Genomic DNA, 19,639 nt, shown 5'->3' with positions numbered 1-19,639 from the left:
TCAACATCGCTCACTAAAATTCCGCCCTACGGTTCTGCTTTGAAGTACCCGACCTCGCGTCATTCGGAAGGTGGGCTTAGGCGTTAGCGGCTTTGCCAAAAAATGTGAGGCGGGGATAATATCACACTTCGTACCCACTCGCTAACGCTCGTGGCTCTGTTACCTTCCTGATTCGATTCTTTTGTTTATAAGTGTCGCGGCTATGCCTGCGGAAAAGCCATTGTCGATATTAACGACGGTTACGCCTGCGGCACAACTATTGAGCATAGTCAAAAGGGCGGCGATGCCGCCGAAGCTGGCGCCTGTGCCGATGCTGGTGGGGACGGCAATTACAGGACAGCTTACAAGACCTCCGACGACGCTGGCCAAAGCTCCTTCCATTCCGGCGATAACGATAATGACGTTGGCTTTTTGCAGTTTCGGCAGATGGCCGATGAGCCGATGCAGGCCTGCTACGCCGACATCGCAAACCAGCTCTGTGCGCTGGCCCATAATCTCGGCGGTAACTTTTGCTTCGGCTGCGACGGGCAAATCGGCGGTGCCGGCGGTGACTATCGGGATAACGGATTTCGAAGGTTTGATTTTTTTCTGCTCAAGGACAATTGCCTTGGCTGCTTTTTCGTATCTTACCTTCGGGAATTTTTTTGTTTTGACTAATGCTTTGAAAACGGCCTCCTCGGCGCGGGTGGCGAGGATGTTATTGCCTTTTTCGGCGAGGTTCGAGAAGATTTTAATTATTTGTTCGGTGGTTTTGCCGGGGCAGTAGATGACTTCCGGAAAGCCGCAGCGAATCTGGCGGTGATGGTCCACGCGGGCAAAGCCCAGGTCTTCAAACGGCAGATGGCGGAGTTTAGCGACCGCCTCGTCGATGCCGATTTTGCCGGTTTTGACCTGCTTTAACAATTTTTTTAATTTTTCAGGTTGAATACGTTACTCCTGGTTTATCCTGTAGCTATCGGTTCGAGGGTCAAATCTGCGAAAATCCCTGCCTTAAATTTATGGTATGCCAGCGAGGCTACCATAACGGCGTTGTCGGTGCAATATCGTTTTGGGGCTACGAGCAGTTTTCTTGCCGGTTTCATCGAGTCGCACATTTCTTGCAGGCGTGTTCGCAGTTCAGTATTGGCAGCGACACCGCCGCCGAGAAGGATAGTTTTCGCGTCGATTTTTTCGGCGGCCCTGCGTGTTTTTTTAACGAGCGCATCAACCACCGCTGATTGGAACGACGCGGCGATGTCGGCGACTTGCTGCTCGCTCATCGAATCGACCTTGTTTTCGCCTTTCATGTCCTTGCCGTGGCAGTGGTACAGCACGGCGGTCTTGATGCCGCTGAAGGAAAAATCGAGCGAATCTTTTCCGAGCATCGATATCGGAAATTTGATTGCCTTTGGATTGCCGAGTTTAGCTGCCTTTTCGATAGATGGGCCGCCAGGATACGGTAATTTCAGGATGCTCGCTACCTTATCGAAGGCCTCGCCTGCGGCATCGTCAATCGTGGAACCCAGCAGCACCGGCTGCAAAGGCGAATGGTAATCATACAAGCTGGTATGCCCGCCCGATACTATCAAAGCTACGGCGGGCAGTTCGGGACTGTCCTGTTCCATAAGAGCCGACTGCAGATGCGCATGGATGTGATTTATCGTAATGAGCGGCTTTTCCCAAACGAAGCTGAGAGTTTTAGCCGCAGTGACACCGACTATCAAGGCGACGGTCAATCCCGGCTGGTTTGCGACGGCGACGGCGTCAATATCATTTTTGCCGAGGCCTGCTTGTTCGATTGCCTCTTTTATAACAGGATATATTTTTTCGATATGAGCGCGTGAGGCGATTTCGGGGACGACACCGCCGTATTTTTCGTGCAGCTTTGTCTGCGAGGCCACAATTGATGATTTGATGACATTGCCATCGGCGACAACGGCCGCTGCGGTCTCATCGCAACTGGTTTCGATACCAAGAATATTTACGGGTTTATCCTGCATAAAAGGGATATTAGCGAAATAGAGGTAAAAAGTAAAGGTATAGCCACAGAGGACACAGATGGGTTTTTAGCTCTTGGTCTTTGTTTTAATTACTGATTTGGCGAGCAGCAATATCTGTTTACAGATGCTTTTGCAGACTTGCAGCAGGGAGAACCTGACAGGAATCATCTGGGGCAGTTCGAAATCCATACAGGGGTTTTGCGGCAACGGGTCGCCGAGGATTTTTATGCTGTCTGCGTCCGGGCAGTTTAATCCCATTTGCCTTGCCGTTTTGAGAATCGGCAAATTTTCTGGATTGATATTTACCAACCTGGAGCAGATAACTTCCAGGGCAAATGGGTCTATCCCGCCGAGAATATAGCCGAGCGGCCTTGCTCTGCCGCGGATTGGGCCGGGGCCATCCATTGCGATAACGGCGTCGATGATAGTCAGGGCGGGATTGAGGAATTTGTATATTTCAATAAGCAATTCGCAAAACTCGTCTGTGCTTCCGCCTTTTGTAAAATGCCAGAGGGCTTTATGTTTGCCGCTTACGCAGCCGAACATGTTTTTAACTGCAAATGTCGCTACCAACTGCTGATGCGATTTGAACTTCGGCATATTTATAATAACGTCCGCATCAAGAGCAATTGAGCTTATGCCGACCTCGATGTTTTGTTTTCCTATTCGACACTTTTTCGGTTTGTTGAGCTGCTTTACCGGCACGGACAGTTTTTTCAGGGGCTTTTCCAGTTTTAACGTTTTTATGCAGGCAAACACATTGCTCCAGGCGGGTGAGTCGCCGATGAAAGGTTTCGCACCAAAATCTTTTAATAGCCGGACGGTTTCGAGCAGCACCGCGGGGTCGGTCTGGGTGGCGTGGCGGCGGGACCTTGGGGCAATTAAGTTCGGCTTAAGCAGGACGGTGTCGCCTCGCGTTACGAATTTTTTCAATCCGCCGAGAAGCTCAAACTGTGCCGCAAGTGCCCGGGCGATTTCGGCCTGGCTGTAATCGCTGCATCGAGTTAGTGTCACCGTTGGATTTGGCATACGGCGGCTCAGTCAATTATCCCGGTACAAACAAGCAGGAATATTCTGATAGTCGGTATTGGTTTTGGTTTGCTGAATAACAAACTGCCCAATGTTATCTGGTGGCTGATATATTTATCCGGTCCGAGCAGGACGAAATCACCGGGGCTCATTTTCAGATTGAAGCCGGTGCTGGTAAAAAGGAACTCATTTACTTTTGCGTGTTCGTTCAATTGCGGAATCGGACCTGTTATCAATGATGGAAATACCGGCAGGGCATTAACTTTGCATACGCCTCTTGAGCCGGGGATTTTTTCAACTTTTATTCGCAGGGAAAGATTGCCCGGGCCAACGGTAACACCTTCCAATGAACCGGTACTTGATGTGTAGAAGACGGTTGTTTCCCTGGTTAACCTTATGATAGTAAAGTTGCTGGTTTCGCCGTCGGGCAGAAGCAGCGAAGCCGTTTCTATGTGTTTACAGCCGGCATCATTTAATACGTTGCCAATTGCATTCCACATTCGGATTTGGCCGAAGCCTGCTACAAACGAGTTGGCCTTGAAGGCATCGATGTCGTTAAATTGCAGCGGCTTTGTGTATAGAATCTGCCATGTGTCATTAAGTGCACTGATATTTTTGGCCGGCATTTCAAAGGTGTGGATGTCGAGATTTATTGTCTTCAGCCGCCGGTCGGCGACATTTTTTGTCCCAGAAGGGGGGGCCAAATCGCTTAACTTGAGATACTCCTGTACGGGTTTTTCCTTAACAGAGGCCTTACAGCCTGTAAGCAGGGCGGCCGTGCAGAGAAAAACCATAATTTGGAAAAAGCGAATCATAAAGATAGATTAGCGATTGTGCGGGTAGCTGTCAAATCAATTGACAATTCACAGCCGAGGCCTTACAATCACAAATGATTTGGGGAATAGTGTAACGGTAGCACAAATGACTCTGGATCATTTAGTCAAGGTTCGAATCCTTGTTCCCCAGTTTTTTTTGACTTTGTTTTTTAGCTGATTCTGAAAGGGCAAAGTTCCATAATGCAGCCCAAAGTAATTTCTCTTGCGGTTTTTGTTTTGGTATACATCCTGTTTGTGTTCTTCTCGACGAAGAGGACTTTGATTGCTGTTTGCGGTTCAGCGGTTCTAATATTGCTCGGCGCAATTTCACCTAAAGAGGCCTTCTTTGCAATCAATTGGAACGTTATGGGGATATTCGTCGGCACATTAGTAATAGCAGACATTTTTATGGAAAGCCGGATGCCTGCGCATATTGCCGAAGTCATTGTTGATAAAGCGAAAAATACCGCATGGGCGATACTGTTTATTTGTCTGCTGACCGGCTTTATCTCCGCCTTCGTGGAAAATGTAGCCACCGTCCTGATTGTTGCTCCTATCGCCCTGTCGCTGGCGAAAAAATTAAAAATAAGTCCGGTGAATATGATGATAGCAATAGCTGTTTCGAGCAACCTTCAGGGCGCCGCTACTTTGATAGGCGACCCGCCGAGCATGCTACTGGGCGGATTTGCTAAAATGAATTTCTGGGATTTCTTCATTTATAAAGGCAGACCCAGCATATTCTTCGCGGTCCAAATTGGTGCGGCGGCTTCGTTGGTGGTTTTATATTTTATTTTCAGAAAACACAAGACAAAGACACAAATCGTAGCTGTCGAGAAAGTAAAATCCTGGACGCCCTCGGTTATTTTAATACTGCTGATTATTACGCTGGCTGCTTCATCGTTTTTCGATGTCAGCTTTTCGTATTTGGCAGGCGCAATCTGTGTGGTGTTCGGCATTATTTCAATATTATGGGAAAAGCTTATAAATAAAGGCTCAATCGTAAAAGGCATAAGGTCGCTGGACTGGGATTCCACGTTTTTTCTAATGGGTGTTTTTATTCTCGTAGGCGGTATTACTGTAACCGGCTGGGTCGACACGATTTCCAACTCCCTGTCGGGGTTAATAGGTCAGCGTATATTCTGGGGTTATACATTGATTGTATTTATCTCTGTTTTTCTATCGGCATTCGTCGATAATGTTCCCTTTTTAGCGGCAATGCTTCCAGTTACAATTTCTATGTCGAACAAACTCGGCATCAATCCGTCGCTTTTGCTTTTTGGTCTGCTTGTAGGCGCGAGTTTAGGCGGCAACATTACTCCCATAGGCGCCTCAGCCAACATCGTGGCCTGCAGTCTTCTTAAAAAGGAAGGCTATCACGTAAAATTCGGGGAATTTACGAAAATAGGCCTGCCTTTCACTTTGGCTGCGGTGACCGCCGCTTATTTGTTCGTTTGGTTCGTCTGGAGCAAATAGATGAAAAAGAAGTTCTGGCTTTGCATGCCATTTGCGGTATTAGCCGTTATCGATTTTAGTCTGACCCTCCGTGGGCAATCTCCAGCTTATTGGCAGGGAAACCACAATATGGTGAATGAGATACTTCCTCTCTTTGCTTGGGGTCTGCGGCATGGGCCTATCGTTTTCTTGCTTGTGTGCCTGCTTTGGGTTCTTGTTTTATCCGCTCTTATCGTGGTTGTTCCGGATATTGTTTCTCAAGTCCTGTCTCTCGCATTGGTAATTGGCCACACGTGGGGAGCAATGACCTGGTTGGCTTATCGATTGCTGGTTGAATACTATCTATGCATATTATTGTTCGTACTGTCGGCCGTTTTGTTTATAAGTGCACAGGCGAAGTGGAGGAAGGTCTAAGCAGTCTGAAGATTTCGTTTGACCTTGTTCCGACAGGCAGGGTAGGATGTTGGCGGACAAAAAGACACAGATTTCGACGGAAAAAGACCAATTGCTTTTACAGACTATCCACTCATTGTTCGGCGGCAGACGTTTGTTTATTCACAAACTCAATCCGCGAAAGAAAGGAGACCAAAATGAACAAAGCTATGACTCTTGGGCTGTTTGTTGCTTTAAGTGCTGGAATAATCCTTTTCGGCCATAGTCTCGGGTTCGCTCAAACTGATAAAGCGTCGGGAAAACAGGTTATGTTTAAGACCGCAGAGAAAGCTCCCGATGATTTCAATGCTTGGACGTTTCATTGGAAGGCCCCATCGAGAGAGCCGGACGCGAAGTTAGAATATGTAGTCATCCAGCCTGATGGGAAGGAATATTTCAAATATGATGTGAGTAAGGTTGAAGAGGGTACTGTATGCCGGTCGGATTTCAAACCAGGTTTCGCCGGCGGCGACCCTCGCGTATTCTACAACCAAAATATTACGATTATCTTCAAGGTGACAAAAGGCGACTTGGTCTTTGACCCTAATTACAAGTACTTCTTTGACTTTCGTAAAGAAAATAGGGTCGAAGCCATCATGGAGTCCGAGTAGTTTCATATCGCAGGACTTTACTTTGATTTGTCAAGTTGCTTGACACTTTGCTGGAATCAACGGCCATGTGTGTCGTGCGAACTCTCTTGCAAGATGAGGATATTTCCGTCTTATAGCCGGATATGTGCCCCATGTCGGGAATTGCCGGTGTTTTTGGGGTATGATTTTTTAGTATGATTTGCAATAAAGGACCGGTCAAGGACGTCTGAATCTGTGAAGAATGATTAAACATTAAGAAAGGAAGGGTAACAGAATGAAGACGTCAAGATACATATTAATAGCGGCGGCGGGTTTACTGATTGGATTATCGAATGCAGCTTTGGCTCGCCCCAAAGTAAAGGTAGATATTAATATTGGCGGCCGACCGGGTTTTCGCGGAGGCCATCGCGGCGATTTCCGATTTGGTCATCGTCCCCGGTATTTTGCACCGGTCAGGGGCTGGCGAGGCAGTCATCCTCGCCGGCAAACCATTGTTATTGGCGGCAGCTGGTATGACAGCAGGCCGAATTATTATGTTGTTGCTCCGCCGAGGGTAGTTGAAAGAGTGCCGGTCGTAATTGAAAGACAAACGGTGGTGTATTCAAACACGCCACAGGTTGTGCAGCCGCAGCAATTCGATGAAAGCACGCTGCAGATGAATATGGACCTGCAATATAAGAAAAGCGAGCTTCTCAAACAGCTGCAGGCTCCAAACAAAGAACTGCGCAGGGGAGCGATAAAGGAATTAGCGGGATTTTCTTTCGATGATAACGTCAGGGCGGCCCTTGAGAATATTCTGCTTTCAGACCCAGACCCTGAATTGCGGGCGGAAGCTGCTGATGCGTTCGGCACGGTAAAGAATGCAAACGCCCGTGCCGCTCTTGAAAAAGCGAGGGTGGAAGACCCCAGTGCGGATGTTCGCAGGGCAGCCGACGACGCAATAAGGAGCATATCGGGTAATTGATTCTAAAATAAACGGATTCAATTCTTACCAGGTAAACTCAGCGACTATAGGGGTGTGGTCGCTGGGTTTTTCTTTTGAGCGGGGCTCTTTATCTATATAACAGGCGGTGCATTTTTCGGCCAGTGGTTTTGTAGTCATTATATGGTCCAATCGCCAGCCGAGGTTTCGCTTAAACGCATTCGGCAATCTGTAATCCCAGAAGGTATATTGGCCTGCCTCGCTGCAGTGCATTCTAAATACATCGATGAATCCCCACTTGACGACTTTATCCAAAGCCCGCGTCACCTCCGGACAAAAGCAAACGTGTCCCTGCAAGTTTTTAGGGTCATATACGTCGATTGGCAGGGGGGCCACGTTGAGGTCGCCGACCCACACGAACGGGTCCGAAGAGTGGAAATTCTTTTTGAAAAATTTCAACAGCCGCCCGAACCACTCGAGCTTGTACCAGAACTTTTCGGATTGGGGCGAATCGCCCTGCGGGATATAAGTATTGACGATGACAATGCCGGCGATTTCAGCCGCAATCAGGCGGGCTTCGTCTTTAGGTTCATCATCGAAGCCGAAGTTTACGTTTTTAATTTCGGTTTTACTGAAAACAGCTACGCCGTTATAACTTTTTTGTCCCTTGAAGACGTATTTGTATCCGGCGGCCTCGAACGCATCTGCCGGGAAATCGGCATCCTGAACCTTTGTTTCCTGGACGGCGAGGACGTCCGGCTGATGCTCGGCGAGCCACCGAATCACTATGGGCAAACGGGAGCGCAAGGAATTGACGTTGAAGCTGCCGATTTTCATTTTTTAGTTTTGGTTTCGACCGTTGTTTCTATTATAGTCAGCAAACTCAGCAGGAAGCTTAGTGTGCTTTCCGCACCCTGGTTGGGATTGGCGCCATTCGACATAAGGCCGTCATGGCATCCTTTACTTCTAAAGTCATAGAGCGGAATGTGCAAATCATTTTCGCCGAGGAACCAGTCGAATGCTTTTCTTTGGAGCATTAAGAATCTGTCGTTTTCTGTTGCGTCATAAGCGGCCTTTAGCATCATAACTGTGCTTGCGACCTCTATCGGCTGCTGGTCAAATTTAGCTCTGGCTCCTCCACGCTCATACCATCCCTGGCAGCCGATAAAGCTGAAATAGTCGCCGTTGAAGATATTTGCCAGCAGGAATTCACACGTTTTTTCCGCGACTTCAATGTATTTATTCCCAAGGACAAATCCAGCGACAAACAGGGCATACGGTAAAATGGCATTGTCATAAGTTAGAATGCCGTCGAACCATTGCCAATCAGGAGAGTTATTTTCTTCGTATTCAGCTATGAGACTATCTGCGGCCATTTCCATTTGTCTTTTGATGTCAGCAGCATCGGGGAACCGCTTGAGATAATCACTCATCCCGAGTATCGAGTACGCCTTGCCTTTTTGATATTGTTTCTCTACGCATCTTATGGAACTGTCGAAACAGTCTTTAGCCGTCGTCAGATAAACCGGCGAAGGCGGTTCTGCCAAAACCGTCCCCATTGCCCATAATACTCTGCCCAGAGCGTCATTGCCAGGTTCATCCTTTAACCATATTTTTTCAGAGTTCATAAGATTTTTGACTGAGCCGTTACTGTTTTGAGAATGCAGAATAAAAGACAGATATGTGTTAAAAAGCTCAAGTGTTTGTGGTCCAGGGTGTCCGGCATAATATCTGGCTGCTACAATTACGGCCCTTGCGTTGTCGTCCGTGCAATAACCTTCTTCGAGATATGGTGTTGTGCCTCTGGCGTGTTGGTACAACCCTGTGTAATCGGTCAGCCGGTGCAAATGCTCCAGAGATGGTTCGGGCAACTTGCTACTTGATTTAGCCATATATCTTTTTACCCATCCAGAATCGAAATAACGAGCTATTCTCTGCCTGATTTGTCAGCCTGTCAACCAATTTGAGTGTGGAAATTGGTTAAAAAGCGGTGAAAATGCATAAAAATAGGGCCAAATTGGCGGAAATTTTCGAATTTTTGCTAATTTTTCGGGTTTTTTGCAAACAAGTCTTGACAATTCCGCATAATATACTACTAATATGGTAGGAATAATAGGGAATAGGTTATGAAACTTTCGACTCGGACAAGATATGGAGTAAGGGCTGTAATAGAACTGGCTGGGAACCAGAACAAGGGGCCTATGCAGATTAAGGTGATTGCACGTCGGCAGGGAATATCTCTTAAATATCTCGAACAGTTAATGGCCATACTCAAATCGGCAGGATTTGTAAGAAGTATCAGGGGCGCCAAAGGCGGTTATATTCTTGCTAAGCCGGCAAATCAGGTTAAACTTAGTGATATTTTTAACGTTCTCGAAGGCCCTGTGACCACCGTCGAATGTCTTGAAAATGGAAATTACTGTACGAGAGTTGCTGATTGCGTAGCAAGGCAGGTCTGGGCAGAGGTGCAGCAGGCAATTACGAGCGTCCTGCAATCGGTGACTTTGCAGGATTTGGTTGACAGGACAAAAGACAAAAGGACCTTAAGTTATCAAATATAGACAAATGAAGGACAAATTATGAGCGCTATATTCGAAGATATAACCGCGACTGTCGGGTTTACCCCTTTGGTGCAAATCAATAAGCTCGGCTCGGGTAAAGCTACTATTTTGGCCAAGCTTGAATCATCTAATCCGTGCGGAAGCATCAAAGACAGGATTGCCCTGGCGATGATAGAGGCGGCGGAAGAGAAAGGGCTGATAAAAGCGGAAACCGTTATAATTGAACCGACCAGCGGCAATACCGGCATAGGGCTTGCTTTCATTTGTGCTGCAAAGGGATACCATTTGATACTGACTATGCCGGAGTCTATGAGCATCGAGAGAAGGAAGCTGTTAGAAGTATTTGGCGCAGAGATTGTTCTGACTCCCGCGGAGCGCGGAATGACCGGCGCGATTCAGGAGGCTGAGCGGCTCGCTGCTGGAAATCCCAATGCTTTTATGCCGCAGCAATTTAAGAACCCTGCAAATCCGCAGATTCACAGGGAAACGACGGCCCAGGAGATTTGGGCGGATACCGGCGGCAAGGTTGATGTTTTTGTCGCCGGCGTCGGGACCGGAGGTACGGTAACCGGATGCGGTGAGGTATTAAAAAAGCACAACAAGGACCTGAAGGTCATTGCAGTGGAGCCGAAAGATTCGCCAGTGCTTTCCGGCGGCAAGCCGGGCCCGCATAAGATACAAGGCATCGGGGCCGGTTTTGTACCGGAGGTATTGAACGTCAAGATAATCGATGAGATTATCCAGGTTTCCAATGGTGACGCGATTGAAATGGCCCGCCAACTGGCGGTGAAAGAGGGAATACTGGGCGGGATAAGCTCAGGGGCCGCGTTGTGGGCGGCAATCCAGGTTTCACAGAGACCGGAAAATGAAGGTAAGACGATAGTGGTGATTTTGCCCGATACCGGGGAAAGATATATTTCTACAGAAATGTTCAAGTAAGAGGCTTTTGCTTTTCGAGAGGGTCTGACAATGGGAAAGAACAGGTTTAACAGCGAGAAAATAGAAAATTTAGTCGGTGAAATCACCCGCACGTTCCAGGGCGATTCGGGCATAAATTTTATCGAGGCCTCTAATCTGCCCGTGCGGGACAAGATTGTGGAGATTCTTGATTTATTTACAGAGCTGCTCTTTCCCGGCTACACAGGCAAAAGAACAATTACAAAATCTAACGTCAATTACGTTGTCATCGATATTTTGTATCACGTTTATACGGAGCTTTCCGAGCAAATAGAGCGGGCTTATAAATACCGCTGCAGAATGGAGAAGTGCGACACCGGCGACTGCCGGGCGACGGCAGAGGACGCAGCCGAACATTTATTAACTCGGCTGCCGGAGATTAGAGAAATGCTCAAGGGCGATGTCGGCGCCGCCTACGACGGCGACCCCGCCGCGAAGTCTTACGAGGAGATTGTGATAAGTTATCCGTGCATTATAGCGATAGCGACGTACCGCATTGCGCACGAGTTATACCTGCAAGGCGTTCCGCTGATTCCCCGCATAATGACCGAATGCGCGCACGCAAGGACCGGCATCGATATACACCCAGGCGCGAAGATAGGCAAAAACTTTTTTATCGACCACGGTACCGGCGTCGTAATAGGCGAAACTACGATAATAGGGAAGAATGTGAAAATTTATCAGGGCGTTACGCTTGGGGCGCTGAGTTTTCCCAAGGATGAGAGGGGGGGGATAATAAAGGGCGGTAAGAGACATCCGACGATAGAGGACAACGTGGTAATTTATGCCGAGGCGACGATACTCGGCGACGTGGTCATCGGGAAGGATGCGGTAATCGGCGGCAATGTCTGGATAAAAGAGTCGGTGCCGGCCGGTGTTGCCGTTACGACGCCGAAAGCGGACCTGGTTTATACAAAACACAAGACATAAAATATGAGCGAGCAATTGCTTGAAAAAATCAAACGGTTAAAGGCCGAGCGCAAGGCCGTGATACTTGCACACAATTATCAGCCGGCAGAGATTCAGGATATAGCTGATTTTTGCGGCGATTCTCTGGGCCTGAGTATAAAAGCGGCGCAGACCGATGCGCAGGTAATCGTATTTTGCGGCGTAAAGTTTATGGCCGAGACCGCCGCTATTCTTTCGCCGGGGAAAACCGTGCTTTTGCCGGACAAGCTTGCCGGCTGTCCTATGGCGGATATGATAACCGCGGAGCAATTGAGCGAGTTGAAACAGAAGCATCATGATGCGGCGGTTGTTTGTTATGTGAACAGTTCCGCAGAGGTCAAGGCTCAAAGCGATTATTGCTGCACCAGCTCTAATGCGGTTGAGGTGGTTAATTCCATACCGCAGGAAAAACAAATTATTTTTGTGCCTGACCAGCATCTCGGCCGGTTTGTTGCCGAAAGAACCGGCAGGGATATTGTGTTATGGCCTGGCTATTGCACAACACATGTATTTATAACCCAGGAGGATATTAAAAGTGCGAAAGCGAGATACCCCGATGCGATTGTAATGGTGCACCCGGAATGTTCGGAGGCAGTCAAAGACCTTGCCGATGAATTGTTCAGCACCGGTCAGATGCTCGAATTTGTCAAGAAGAGCCCTGCAAAATATTTTATAGTAGCCACCGAGACAGGGATGATACATCCTTTGAAAAAGCAGAATCCAAAAGCTGAATTTATTGCGGCCAGTGACAGGGCGATTTGCCCTAATATGAAAAAGATTACTTTGGAAAAAGTGGCATGGTCGCTTGAGGATATGCAGTATAAAATTACGGTGCCGGAAGAAATAAGGATAAAAGCAAAGAAGGCGCTCGATAAAATGGTAGAAATTTTACCTTTAAAAGTTGGGAAAGATTGAACAGATGAACAAAGAAACTAAATATCACCTTGAAACCCTCGCTTTGCACGCAGGTCAGAAGGTCGATTCGGATACGCTCAGCCGGGCGGTGCCGATTTATCAGACGTCCAGCTACGTATTCAAAGACAGTTCTCACGCGGCGAACCTGTTTTCGCTCAAAGAGTTCGGAAATATCTATACGCGCCTGATGAATCCTACGACGGATGTATTGGAGAAACGTCTGGCTGCGCTGGAAGGGGGAGTGGGTGGTTTGGCGTTAAGCTCGGGCCAGTCGGCAATCTACGTGAGCATATTTAATATCTGCGGCGCGGGCGGGCATATCGCAGCTTCGAGCTCGCTCTACGGCGGAACAGTTACGCTTTTTGGCCAGACATTTAAAAAGCTGGGTATTGATGTAACATTTGTTGACCCTAAAAAACCGGAGAACTTTGCAAAGGCGGTCAGAAAAAACACGAGACTGATTTACATAGAGAGTATCGGCAATCCTAAAAATGATATTCTGCAGTACGAAAAAATAGCTGAAATTGCGCACGATAACGGTATGCCGGTGATTTGCGACAATACCGTTGCGACTCCGATGCTGTTCAGGCCGATTGAGTACGGCATTGATATTGTTGTTCACAGCTGCACGAAATTTATCGGCGGACACGGCACGAGCATCGGCGGGGCAATTGTCGATTCGGGTAAATTCAATTGGGCAAACGGCAGATATCCGGAGCTTACCGAGCCGGACCCGAGTTATCACGGCATAAAATATGTCGAATCGTTAGGTGAACTGGCTTATATAATCAAGGCCAGAGTTCAGTTCTTGCGAGATATGGGCAGTTGCATGTCGCCGTTCAACGCGTTTTTGTTTTTGCAGGGCTTGGAAACGCTGCATCTTCGTATGCCGCGGCATTCTGAAAATGCGCTTAAACTTGCACAATGGCTCGAAAAGCATAAATCGGTGAGTTGGGTCAATTATCCCGGCCTCCAATCGCACCCGGATTACGCGCTTGCGAAAAAATATATGCCCAATGGTCAGAGCGCGATACTGGGTTTTGGTATTAAAGGCGGCAAGAAGGCCGGCATTAAGTTCATCAATAGTGTAAAACTTGCCAGCCACCTCGCCAATATCGGCGACAGCAAAACGCTTGTGATTCACCCGGCCAGCACGACGCATCAGCAGTTGACAGAGGCCGAGCAGCTTGCGGCCGGGGTAACTGAAGATTATATTCGTGTTTCGGTCGGAACCGAGCACATCGATGATATAATTGCCGATTTCGAAAATGCTCTGAAATTAAGCCAAGGGTAAAAATTATGTGGGAATATACGGACAAGGTTAAAGACCATTTTTTCAATCCGCACAATGTCGGAGAAGTGGAAAATCCCGACGGCGTCGGCGAGGTTGGGTCACTGGCCTGCGGAGACGCACTGAAGCTAACGTTCAAGCTCGATAAAAACGGCAGAATCGCTGAAGCAAAGTTCAAGACCTTCGGCTGCGCAAGCGCAATTGCAACGTCGTCGGTATTGACCGATATGATGAAAGGATTGACTCTGGAAGAAGCCGCTAAAATCACCAATAAAGATATCGCAGATTATTTAGGCGGGCTTCCTGAGCAGAAGATGCACTGCTCGGTTATGGGCAGAGAAGCACTCGAAGCTGCCATTGAAAACTACCGGGGCGGCAGCAAAAAGAAACACGAGCTTGAAGGAAGAGTTGTCTGCACCTGTTTTGGCGTTACCGAAAATGAAATCGAAAGGGTCATACGCGACAATGACCTGACGACGGTTGAACAGGTAACAAATTACTGCAAAGCAGGCGGCGGCTGCGGCGGGTGCAAGGGCGAAATAGAAAAAATCATCGAGCGCATCCAGGGCGATAAAGCAGGGCGTGTCATCGAAGCACCGCCGAAATGGGCCGGCAGGTTGACGAATATCCAGAAGATACAAATGATTCAGCAGACAATCAATGAGCAAATCCGGCCCACCTTGCGTGCAGACGGCGGTGATATCGAGCTGATAGACGTTGAAGGAAATAAGGTAATAGTCGGATTTCGAGGTATGTGCGCCCAATGTAAGCTAACGGAATTTACAATGAAGGATGTGGTCGAAGCTAAATTAAGAGAATTTGTTTCCAAAGACCTTTTTGTCGAGGAAGACAAGGATTCGACGCAACAGCCGCACAATCACAGGGGTTAAGCAATGAAGACTATATATTTTGACAACAATGCCACGACAAAAGTTGCTGATGAGGTATTGGAAGAGATTAAGCCGTATTTCTGCGAACTTTACGGCAATCCTTCGAGCATGCATACCTTCGGCGGGCAGGTCGGCATTAAAATCCGCGAGGCGCGCGAAAAGACGGCGGCACTTCTCGGTTGCGACCCGTCTGAAATTATATTCACCGGCTGCGGCACCGAAAGCGACAACACCGCAATCAAGGGAACACTTGCCGCCTATCCCGATAAGCGCAAGGTAATAACCACCCGCGTCGAACATCCAGCCGTTCTTCAGGTCTGCCGCGAGCTTGAGAACCACGGCTATACTGTTGTGGAGATACCTGTCGATAGGAAAGGCAGGCTCAACATCGAACAATTGGAAGAGCAGCTTACCGAAGACACTGCTATCGTAACGATTATGTATGCCAATAATGAAACTGGCGAGATATTTCCTATTGAGAAAATCGCCGAGATGGTAAAGAGCAAGGGCATCGTCTTTCACACCGATGCTGTTCAGGCGGTCGGCAAGATTCCAATTAACCTTGCAAAAAGCAGCATCGATTTGCTCAGCATATCGGGTCATAAGCTGCACGCACCCAAGGGGGTCGGAATACTCTATGTCAGAAAAGGGACGCGGCTTGCGCCTTTTATGTTGGGCGGCCATCAGGAGGGCGGTCGAAGGGCCGGCACCGAGAACGTCCCCGGCATAATCGGATTGGGCAAGGCCTGCGAACTGGCTATGCAGAATTTCGATGAGGAAAATAAAAAGGTTAAGAAGCTGCGAGATAAGCTCGAAAAGGAAATTCTCAAGAAATGTCCCGATTGTATGGTCAACGGCGATACCGAAAATCGTCTGCCGAACACGAGTAATATCAGTTTCGAATTTATCGAAGGCGAAGCGATTTTGCTTATGCTCGATAAATTCGGCATTTGCGCATCCAGCGGCTCGGCCTGCACATCCGGCTCGCTCGAGCCTTCACACGTTTTGCGTGCTATGGGCGTTCCCTTCACCGCGGCCCACGGCTCAATCCGTTTTAGCTTAAGCCGATACAACACCGAAGAAGAAGTTGACTACACAATCGAAAAAATGCCCGAAATAGTCAAACGTCTGCGCGAGTTGTCGCCTTTTGTGGTCAAAAAATAAATGTCGGCAAAAAAACTCTGCCTACGGCACCTTCAGAATCACTGGTATGTGGCCGCTTTGCTGGAGCATTTCTATAATGTGCAGAATAATAAAAATCCAGATAAACCACATTCCAAACACCAGTTTCCTTACGAAAACATCCGTGTTTATTTGATATTGCACGCTGCCCTTATACAGCGAAAATTTAGGTATGAACCGCGGTGTGCGTTTTATGTAATCGAGATACCCCTGATCGAATTTGTCCACCAGTTTCTTTTCCTCTACAATAATTGTCAGAGGATAATACAGCAGATAGAAAATAATCAGCACCGCAAGGACAAGGATGTTTTCCGATGCTAATCCGATGCCGATTGCTCCTATGAGACTGAAAACATACAAGGGGTGCCGCACAATCGAGTAAGGGCCTTCCGTGATAAGCTCAAGTTTTTTGTAGCCGCTTATGTACAATAATGCCCACAATCTGCCGATGCTGCAAATCGTGAGCAGGAATAAACCAGACATTTCAAGGAGCGTATCTGTCAAGCTGTCCTGGCTGAATGAGCTTGCCGTAAAAAGTATCAGCAGCAGAACCAGAACAGCGAAGATGCGGGAAACTGTTATTCGCTGGCGTGCAATCTTGAATAGCAAGCCGTTTTTCTGTATGCCCATATACCAATCCTTGGAACTGACCCTCTCCTCCGAGAACCTTTCAAATAAGGTTACGCGTTATCTTCCTTCCACGTTAAGGACACCTTTCTTTTTCAGTGTCCGAACTATTATGTATAAGCACAATCCTGTCAAAAATAACGATACCCAAACCGGGTCAAATACCAGTTTGTCTGAATAGAAAAAATCTTTTCCTATTTCCAGGCAAGTAAATATAGTTATTATAGCAAAGAGTGTAGTGTATTCTCTTTTGAGCACAGTCTTCAGCGAAAACGGCAAAGCTGCTTTCTGCCAGTTTCTGAATCGGGGGAACAATAATGGCGTTCTGTGTGCCCATTCAGCGAATGTATTGCCGAACTTTTCGCGAAGAATTTTTTCCTCTGCGAGGGTTATCAGCCAATAGTATAAAGAAAAGAGTAAAATAAGCGATATAACAAGAACCAGTGAATGAGGGAACATCGAAACGCCGAGCCATACGAAGAAATTGCCTAAGTACAATGGATGTCTGATTACCGAATACATCCCCGTAGTATTCAGGGTGCTCGCTTTTGGATTGCCTGTTGTCCTGCCGGATGTTCCTTTGGGGACGAAACCTACGGTAAAGACCCGGATTGCCAACCCAAATAGTGAAACACCAAAGCAGATGCCGTCCCACAGCATGTCCGGATAATGTTCATTTCTATGGTGTGAAGACTGTCTCATCACAATCAGGAAGAGGCCTATCGTAAGCAGCGGCAGGAAACTTCTCCACTTGAATAAAAAATTCCCAGTGGATTCTAATTTTTCTTTCAGAAGCATCAAATATTTTTCCGATACGTGTCGGCGAACTGTCAATGTGTTACCGGCATACGTTTTTGTTTTTTAATCCTTATACACTATACGCTAAACGCTGTACATTAAATTGCACTGCCGAAGGAGGGAATTGAACCCTCACCCTGTTGCCAGGACAGGATTTTGAATCCTGCGCGTCTGCCAGTTCCGCCACTTCGGCCCGTAAATTGCCTGTTTATTATCGATTATTCGAAGGGAATCGTCAATTGTAAAACATCAGGATATTGGTTCGCTGCTTTGGCTCGATAAACCGGGAAAGACGCTTTGAAGCGCCCTGTCGAAGCTGGTTGCATAGATGAGGCATATTGAAAAAGTGATGGCCCAATACAGTTTGAAGACGTAGTTGCAGAGTATGAAAATAATAAGGACTGCTATCAGGCCGAGAATAATCTGAACGGCTGTGGCATCACGGTCGCTGATACACTTTTCATCGATAATCCTGAGGCGCAGCATCAACAGCAGCAGAGCACCGTTGATTATGTTCCATATCGGGAAGACAAGCTGCCAGTTGTTAACGTCGTTGTTTTTTAACACATACCATCCGGATATGATGCCCGTGCCCGCATTTGCCACCACTGCGAAGAACAGCATAACCATCTTTTCATGATCAGTTTTTTCCTTTGCAGTGAAAACGTGGTATAGACTGAGAACTAAGCCTCCCAGAAAAACCGCAGATAAAAGATACACCCGGAAGTCATGAATTCCTTTTATCCATTTATATATCTGCTCTCGCATTGTGGCGTTGGCGGCGCCAAGCAGGATGAACGTCACCGCCATCAGAAACAGCGACAACTCATCGTATGTGGGAATAAACCATCCGGCTTTTTCCCTGTAGACCTCAGCTATATCATCGGGCGAACCCTGTGCAGTGCTTAATGTGGCAACCGACTCCATTACCTGCTGCAGCGGCTCCGGAATGTCGGAGCTGATAGCCGGCCTGCCTTTGGTTGTCTGGGGGACAACCACCAGATGATTACACTTGGGGCATTTGCCTTTCTTGCCGCGTCCATCCTCTTGCGCCAGCATCCTTTGCCCGCAATATATACACTTAAACCTTATCACGATTTGGCCTGGCCTCCCGCAAATAATCGCCTTGCCCGGTTAACTCCGCGGTAAATTAATAATCCACGAACACAATGTCTTCCGGAATTGCTACCACGTCCCTGTGTTTCGGGCCGAGGATTTTGCGAATCTCGGAACTGTGTTTGCCCGCAAGGGATTTTAGCTGGGCGCTGCTCAAATTTGTCACTGCTTTGGCTTTGTCGTTAAGCATAATAACGTCCCCGGCTTCGAATGAGCCTTCAATGGATGTTACTCCGCTTGGCAATAAGCTCTTACGGTTCTTAACAGCTTTCATTGCCCCTTCGTCGATGTTGATTACGCCTGCGGCGGAGCTGTTTAGAATCCATCTTGCGCGGTTGCTCAATTTTCTTTTAGGCATAAAGACCGTGCCGATTTCCTCGCCGGTGATAATTCGGCTGATGACATTTTCGGTTCTGCCGTCGGCTAAAACTATCCTGCAGCCGGCGTTTGCGGCGATTTTCGCGGCTTCAATCTTGCTTTTCATTCCGCCGGTGGCGAATTTGCTGCCGCGGCTGCCGGCGCTTTTTATAATCTGGTCTGTAATTTCGAAGACCGCCTTGACGGGTTTTGCATCGTCGAACTTGCGTGGGTCCTTGTCGTAAAGGGCATCGATGTCACTGAGCATAATCAGCACATCGGCGTCGAGCTTGCTTGCGACAAGTGCGCATAATTTGTCATTGTCGCCGAAGGCAGAGCCGATTTCGTCGGTGCTTATGCTGTCGTTTTCATTCAGAATAGGTACTACTCCCAGTTTCAGCAGTGTCTCGATGGAATGGCGAAGATTCAGATATGTCTTTCTGTTGTCGAGCACGTCTGCGGTGAGCAAGACCTGGGCGACGGTAATGTGGAACTCTTCAAAAGCCTTTCGGTATTCGGCCATCAGCAGGGGTTGTCCTATGGCAGCACAGGCCTGGCGCAGCTTTATGTCTTTTACCCTGTCGGTCAGTTTCAGTTGTCCCGCTCCCATCCCGATAGCCCCGGAAGTGATAACAACTACCTGTTTCCCCGTCTTCAACAGCGCATCGACCTGCTCGGCGACCCGGCCGACATAATCGGCGTCGATGCCGCTGTCTTTGGTCAGGGTATTTGTCCCGATTTTTATGACTACCCGTTTTGTTTTGCTGAAGTCTCTCAT

At 47.8% G+C, this 19,639-nt stretch carries 21 protein-coding genes and 2 tRNA genes; 12 read left to right on the top strand and 11 right to left on the bottom strand.

Annotated features, from left to right (window positions below):
* Nucleotides 1-159: 159 nt before the first annotated feature.
* The 4 genes from larB to PHG53_08160 form a co-directional block, all read right to left on the bottom strand.
* Nucleotides 160-927 (bottom strand): nickel pincer cofactor biosynthesis protein LarB, encoded by a 768-nt coding sequence (gene larB, locus PHG53_08175; GenBank protein MDD5381593.1) that lies wholly within the window; start codon nucleotides 925-927, stop codon nucleotides 160-162.
* 14 nt (nucleotides 928-941) lie between these two features.
* A complete protein-coding gene (gene tsaD / locus PHG53_08170) occupies nucleotides 942-1,979 on the bottom strand; it encodes a tRNA (adenosine(37)-N6)-threonylcarbamoyltransferase complex transferase subunit TsaD (GenBank protein MDD5381592.1) in 1,038 nt (345 codons plus the stop codon).
* Nucleotides 1,980-2,045: 66 nt separating this feature from the next.
* Complete coding sequence (locus PHG53_08165) at nucleotides 2,046-3,008, bottom strand: DUF362 domain-containing protein (protein ID MDD5381591.1); 963 nt, start codon at nucleotides 3,006-3,008, stop codon at nucleotides 2,046-2,048.
* An 8-nt stretch (nucleotides 3,009-3,016) separates the two neighbouring features.
* Nucleotides 3,017-3,823 carry a hypothetical protein gene (locus tag PHG53_08160; protein ID MDD5381590.1) on the bottom strand — a complete coding sequence of 269 codons (807 nt, stop codon included), beginning with the start codon at nucleotides 3,821-3,823 and terminating at the stop codon, nucleotides 3,017-3,019.
* 80 nt (nucleotides 3,824-3,903) lie between these two features.
* Here PHG53_08160 and PHG53_08155 point away from each other — a divergent pair.
* The 5 genes from PHG53_08155 (at nucleotide 3,904) to PHG53_08135 (ending at nucleotide 7,261) form a co-directional block, all read left to right on the top strand.
* Nucleotides 3,904-3,974: transfer RNA gene (locus tag PHG53_08155), tRNA-Gln, on the top strand.
* 50 nt (nucleotides 3,975-4,024) lie between these two features.
* A complete protein-coding gene (locus PHG53_08150) occupies nucleotides 4,025-5,296 on the top strand; it encodes an SLC13 family permease (protein MDD5381589.1) in 1,272 nt (423 codons plus the stop codon).
* On the top strand, nucleotides 5,297-5,689 hold the full coding sequence (locus tag PHG53_08145) for a hypothetical protein (GenBank protein ID MDD5381588.1): 393 nt from the start codon (nucleotides 5,297-5,299) through the stop codon (nucleotides 5,687-5,689).
* Nucleotides 5,690-5,865: 176 nt separating this feature from the next.
* Entirely contained in the window at nucleotides 5,866-6,318 is a 453-nt protein-coding gene (locus tag PHG53_08140; GenBank protein ID MDD5381587.1) for a hypothetical protein, read from the top strand.
* 253 nt (nucleotides 6,319-6,571) lie between these two features.
* Nucleotides 6,572-7,261: a HEAT repeat domain-containing protein gene (locus PHG53_08135; GenBank protein MDD5381586.1), complete on the top strand. Its 690-nt coding sequence runs from the start codon at nucleotides 6,572-6,574 to the stop codon at nucleotides 7,259-7,261.
* Nucleotides 7,262-7,285: 24 nt separating this feature from the next.
* On the opposite strand, the gene xth is transcribed toward PHG53_08135, so the two are convergent.
* Together xth and PHG53_08125 are read right to left on the bottom strand one after the other, a co-directional pair.
* Nucleotides 7,286-8,056: an exodeoxyribonuclease III gene (gene xth, locus PHG53_08130; GenBank protein ID MDD5381585.1), complete on the bottom strand. Its 771-nt coding sequence runs from the start codon at nucleotides 8,054-8,056 to the stop codon at nucleotides 7,286-7,288.
* Nucleotides 8,053-9,111: a hypothetical protein gene (locus PHG53_08125; protein MDD5381584.1), complete on the bottom strand. Its 1,059-nt coding sequence runs from the start codon at nucleotides 9,109-9,111 to the stop codon at nucleotides 8,053-8,055. Before PHG53_08125 ends, xth begins: the two co-directional genes overlap by 4 nt.
* A gap of 234 nt (nucleotides 9,112-9,345) precedes the next feature.
* Here PHG53_08125 and PHG53_08120 point away from each other — a divergent pair, with 234 nt between their 5' ends.
* The 7 genes from PHG53_08120 to nifS are packed head-to-tail and all read left to right on the top strand — an operon-like array spanning nucleotide 9,346 to nucleotide 15,945.
* On the top strand, nucleotides 9,346-9,780 hold the full coding sequence (locus PHG53_08120; protein MDD5381583.1) for an Rrf2 family transcriptional regulator: 435 nt from the start codon (nucleotides 9,346-9,348) through the stop codon (nucleotides 9,778-9,780).
* Nucleotides 9,781-9,798: 18 nt separating this feature from the next.
* On the top strand, nucleotides 9,799-10,719 hold the full coding sequence (gene cysK / locus PHG53_08115; GenBank protein ID MDD5381582.1) for a cysteine synthase A: 921 nt from the start codon (nucleotides 9,799-9,801) through the stop codon (nucleotides 10,717-10,719).
* A gap of 30 nt (nucleotides 10,720-10,749) precedes the next feature.
* Nucleotides 10,750-11,667, top strand: a complete 918-nt coding sequence (locus tag PHG53_08110) for a serine O-acetyltransferase (protein ID MDD5381581.1) — start codon at nucleotides 10,750-10,752, stop codon at nucleotides 11,665-11,667.
* Between the two features lie 3 nt (nucleotides 11,668-11,670).
* A complete protein-coding gene (gene nadA / locus PHG53_08105) occupies nucleotides 11,671-12,600 on the top strand; it encodes a quinolinate synthase NadA (protein ID MDD5381580.1) in 930 nt (309 codons plus the stop codon).
* Between the two features lie 4 nt (nucleotides 12,601-12,604).
* Nucleotides 12,605-13,894, top strand: coding sequence for a homocysteine synthase (locus PHG53_08100; GenBank protein MDD5381579.1), 1,290 nt, complete (start codon nucleotides 12,605-12,607; stop codon nucleotides 13,892-13,894).
* 5 nt (nucleotides 13,895-13,899) lie between these two features.
* Nucleotides 13,900-14,781: a Fe-S cluster assembly protein NifU gene (nifU, locus tag PHG53_08095; GenBank protein MDD5381578.1), complete on the top strand. Its 882-nt coding sequence runs from the start codon at nucleotides 13,900-13,902 to the stop codon at nucleotides 14,779-14,781.
* A 3-nt stretch (nucleotides 14,782-14,784) separates the two neighbouring features.
* The gene (gene nifS, locus PHG53_08090; protein ID MDD5381577.1) at nucleotides 14,785-15,945 is read left to right on the top strand and encodes a cysteine desulfurase NifS; all 1,161 of its coding nucleotides are present in this window, start codon (nucleotides 14,785-14,787) and stop codon (nucleotides 15,943-15,945) included.
* 21 nt (nucleotides 15,946-15,966) lie between these two features.
* On the opposite strand, the gene PHG53_08085 is transcribed toward nifS, so the two are convergent.
* The 5 genes from PHG53_08085 to proB all read right to left on the bottom strand — a co-directional run bounded on the left by PHG53_08085 (nucleotide 15,967) and on the right by proB (nucleotide 19,639).
* The gene (locus tag PHG53_08085) at nucleotides 15,967-16,593 is read right to left on the bottom strand and encodes an isoprenylcysteine carboxylmethyltransferase family protein (GenBank protein MDD5381576.1); all 627 of its coding nucleotides are present in this window, start codon (nucleotides 16,591-16,593) and stop codon (nucleotides 15,967-15,969) included.
* Between the two features lie 57 nt (nucleotides 16,594-16,650).
* The gene (locus PHG53_08080) at nucleotides 16,651-17,388 is read right to left on the bottom strand and encodes an isoprenylcysteine carboxylmethyltransferase family protein (GenBank protein MDD5381575.1); all 738 of its coding nucleotides are present in this window, start codon (nucleotides 17,386-17,388) and stop codon (nucleotides 16,651-16,653) included.
* Nucleotides 17,389-17,497: 109 nt separating this feature from the next.
* Nucleotides 17,498-17,581, bottom strand: a tRNA-Leu gene (locus PHG53_08075).
* A 56-nt stretch (nucleotides 17,582-17,637) separates the two neighbouring features.
* On the bottom strand, nucleotides 17,638-18,447 hold the full coding sequence (locus tag PHG53_08070; protein ID MDD5381574.1) for a hypothetical protein: 810 nt from the start codon (nucleotides 18,445-18,447) through the stop codon (nucleotides 17,638-17,640).
* A 91-nt stretch (nucleotides 18,448-18,538) separates the two neighbouring features.
* Nucleotides 18,539-19,639, bottom strand: coding sequence for a glutamate 5-kinase (gene proB / locus PHG53_08065; GenBank protein MDD5381573.1), 1,101 nt, complete (start codon nucleotides 19,637-19,639; stop codon nucleotides 18,539-18,541).

The organism is Phycisphaerae bacterium (genome assembly GCA_028714855.1).
Lineage (GTDB): Bacteria > Planctomycetota > Phycisphaerae > Sedimentisphaerales > Anaerobacaceae > CAIYOL01.
Note: the sequence above shows the minus strand (reverse complement) of the source record. Positions and strands in the feature narration are given on the sequence as shown.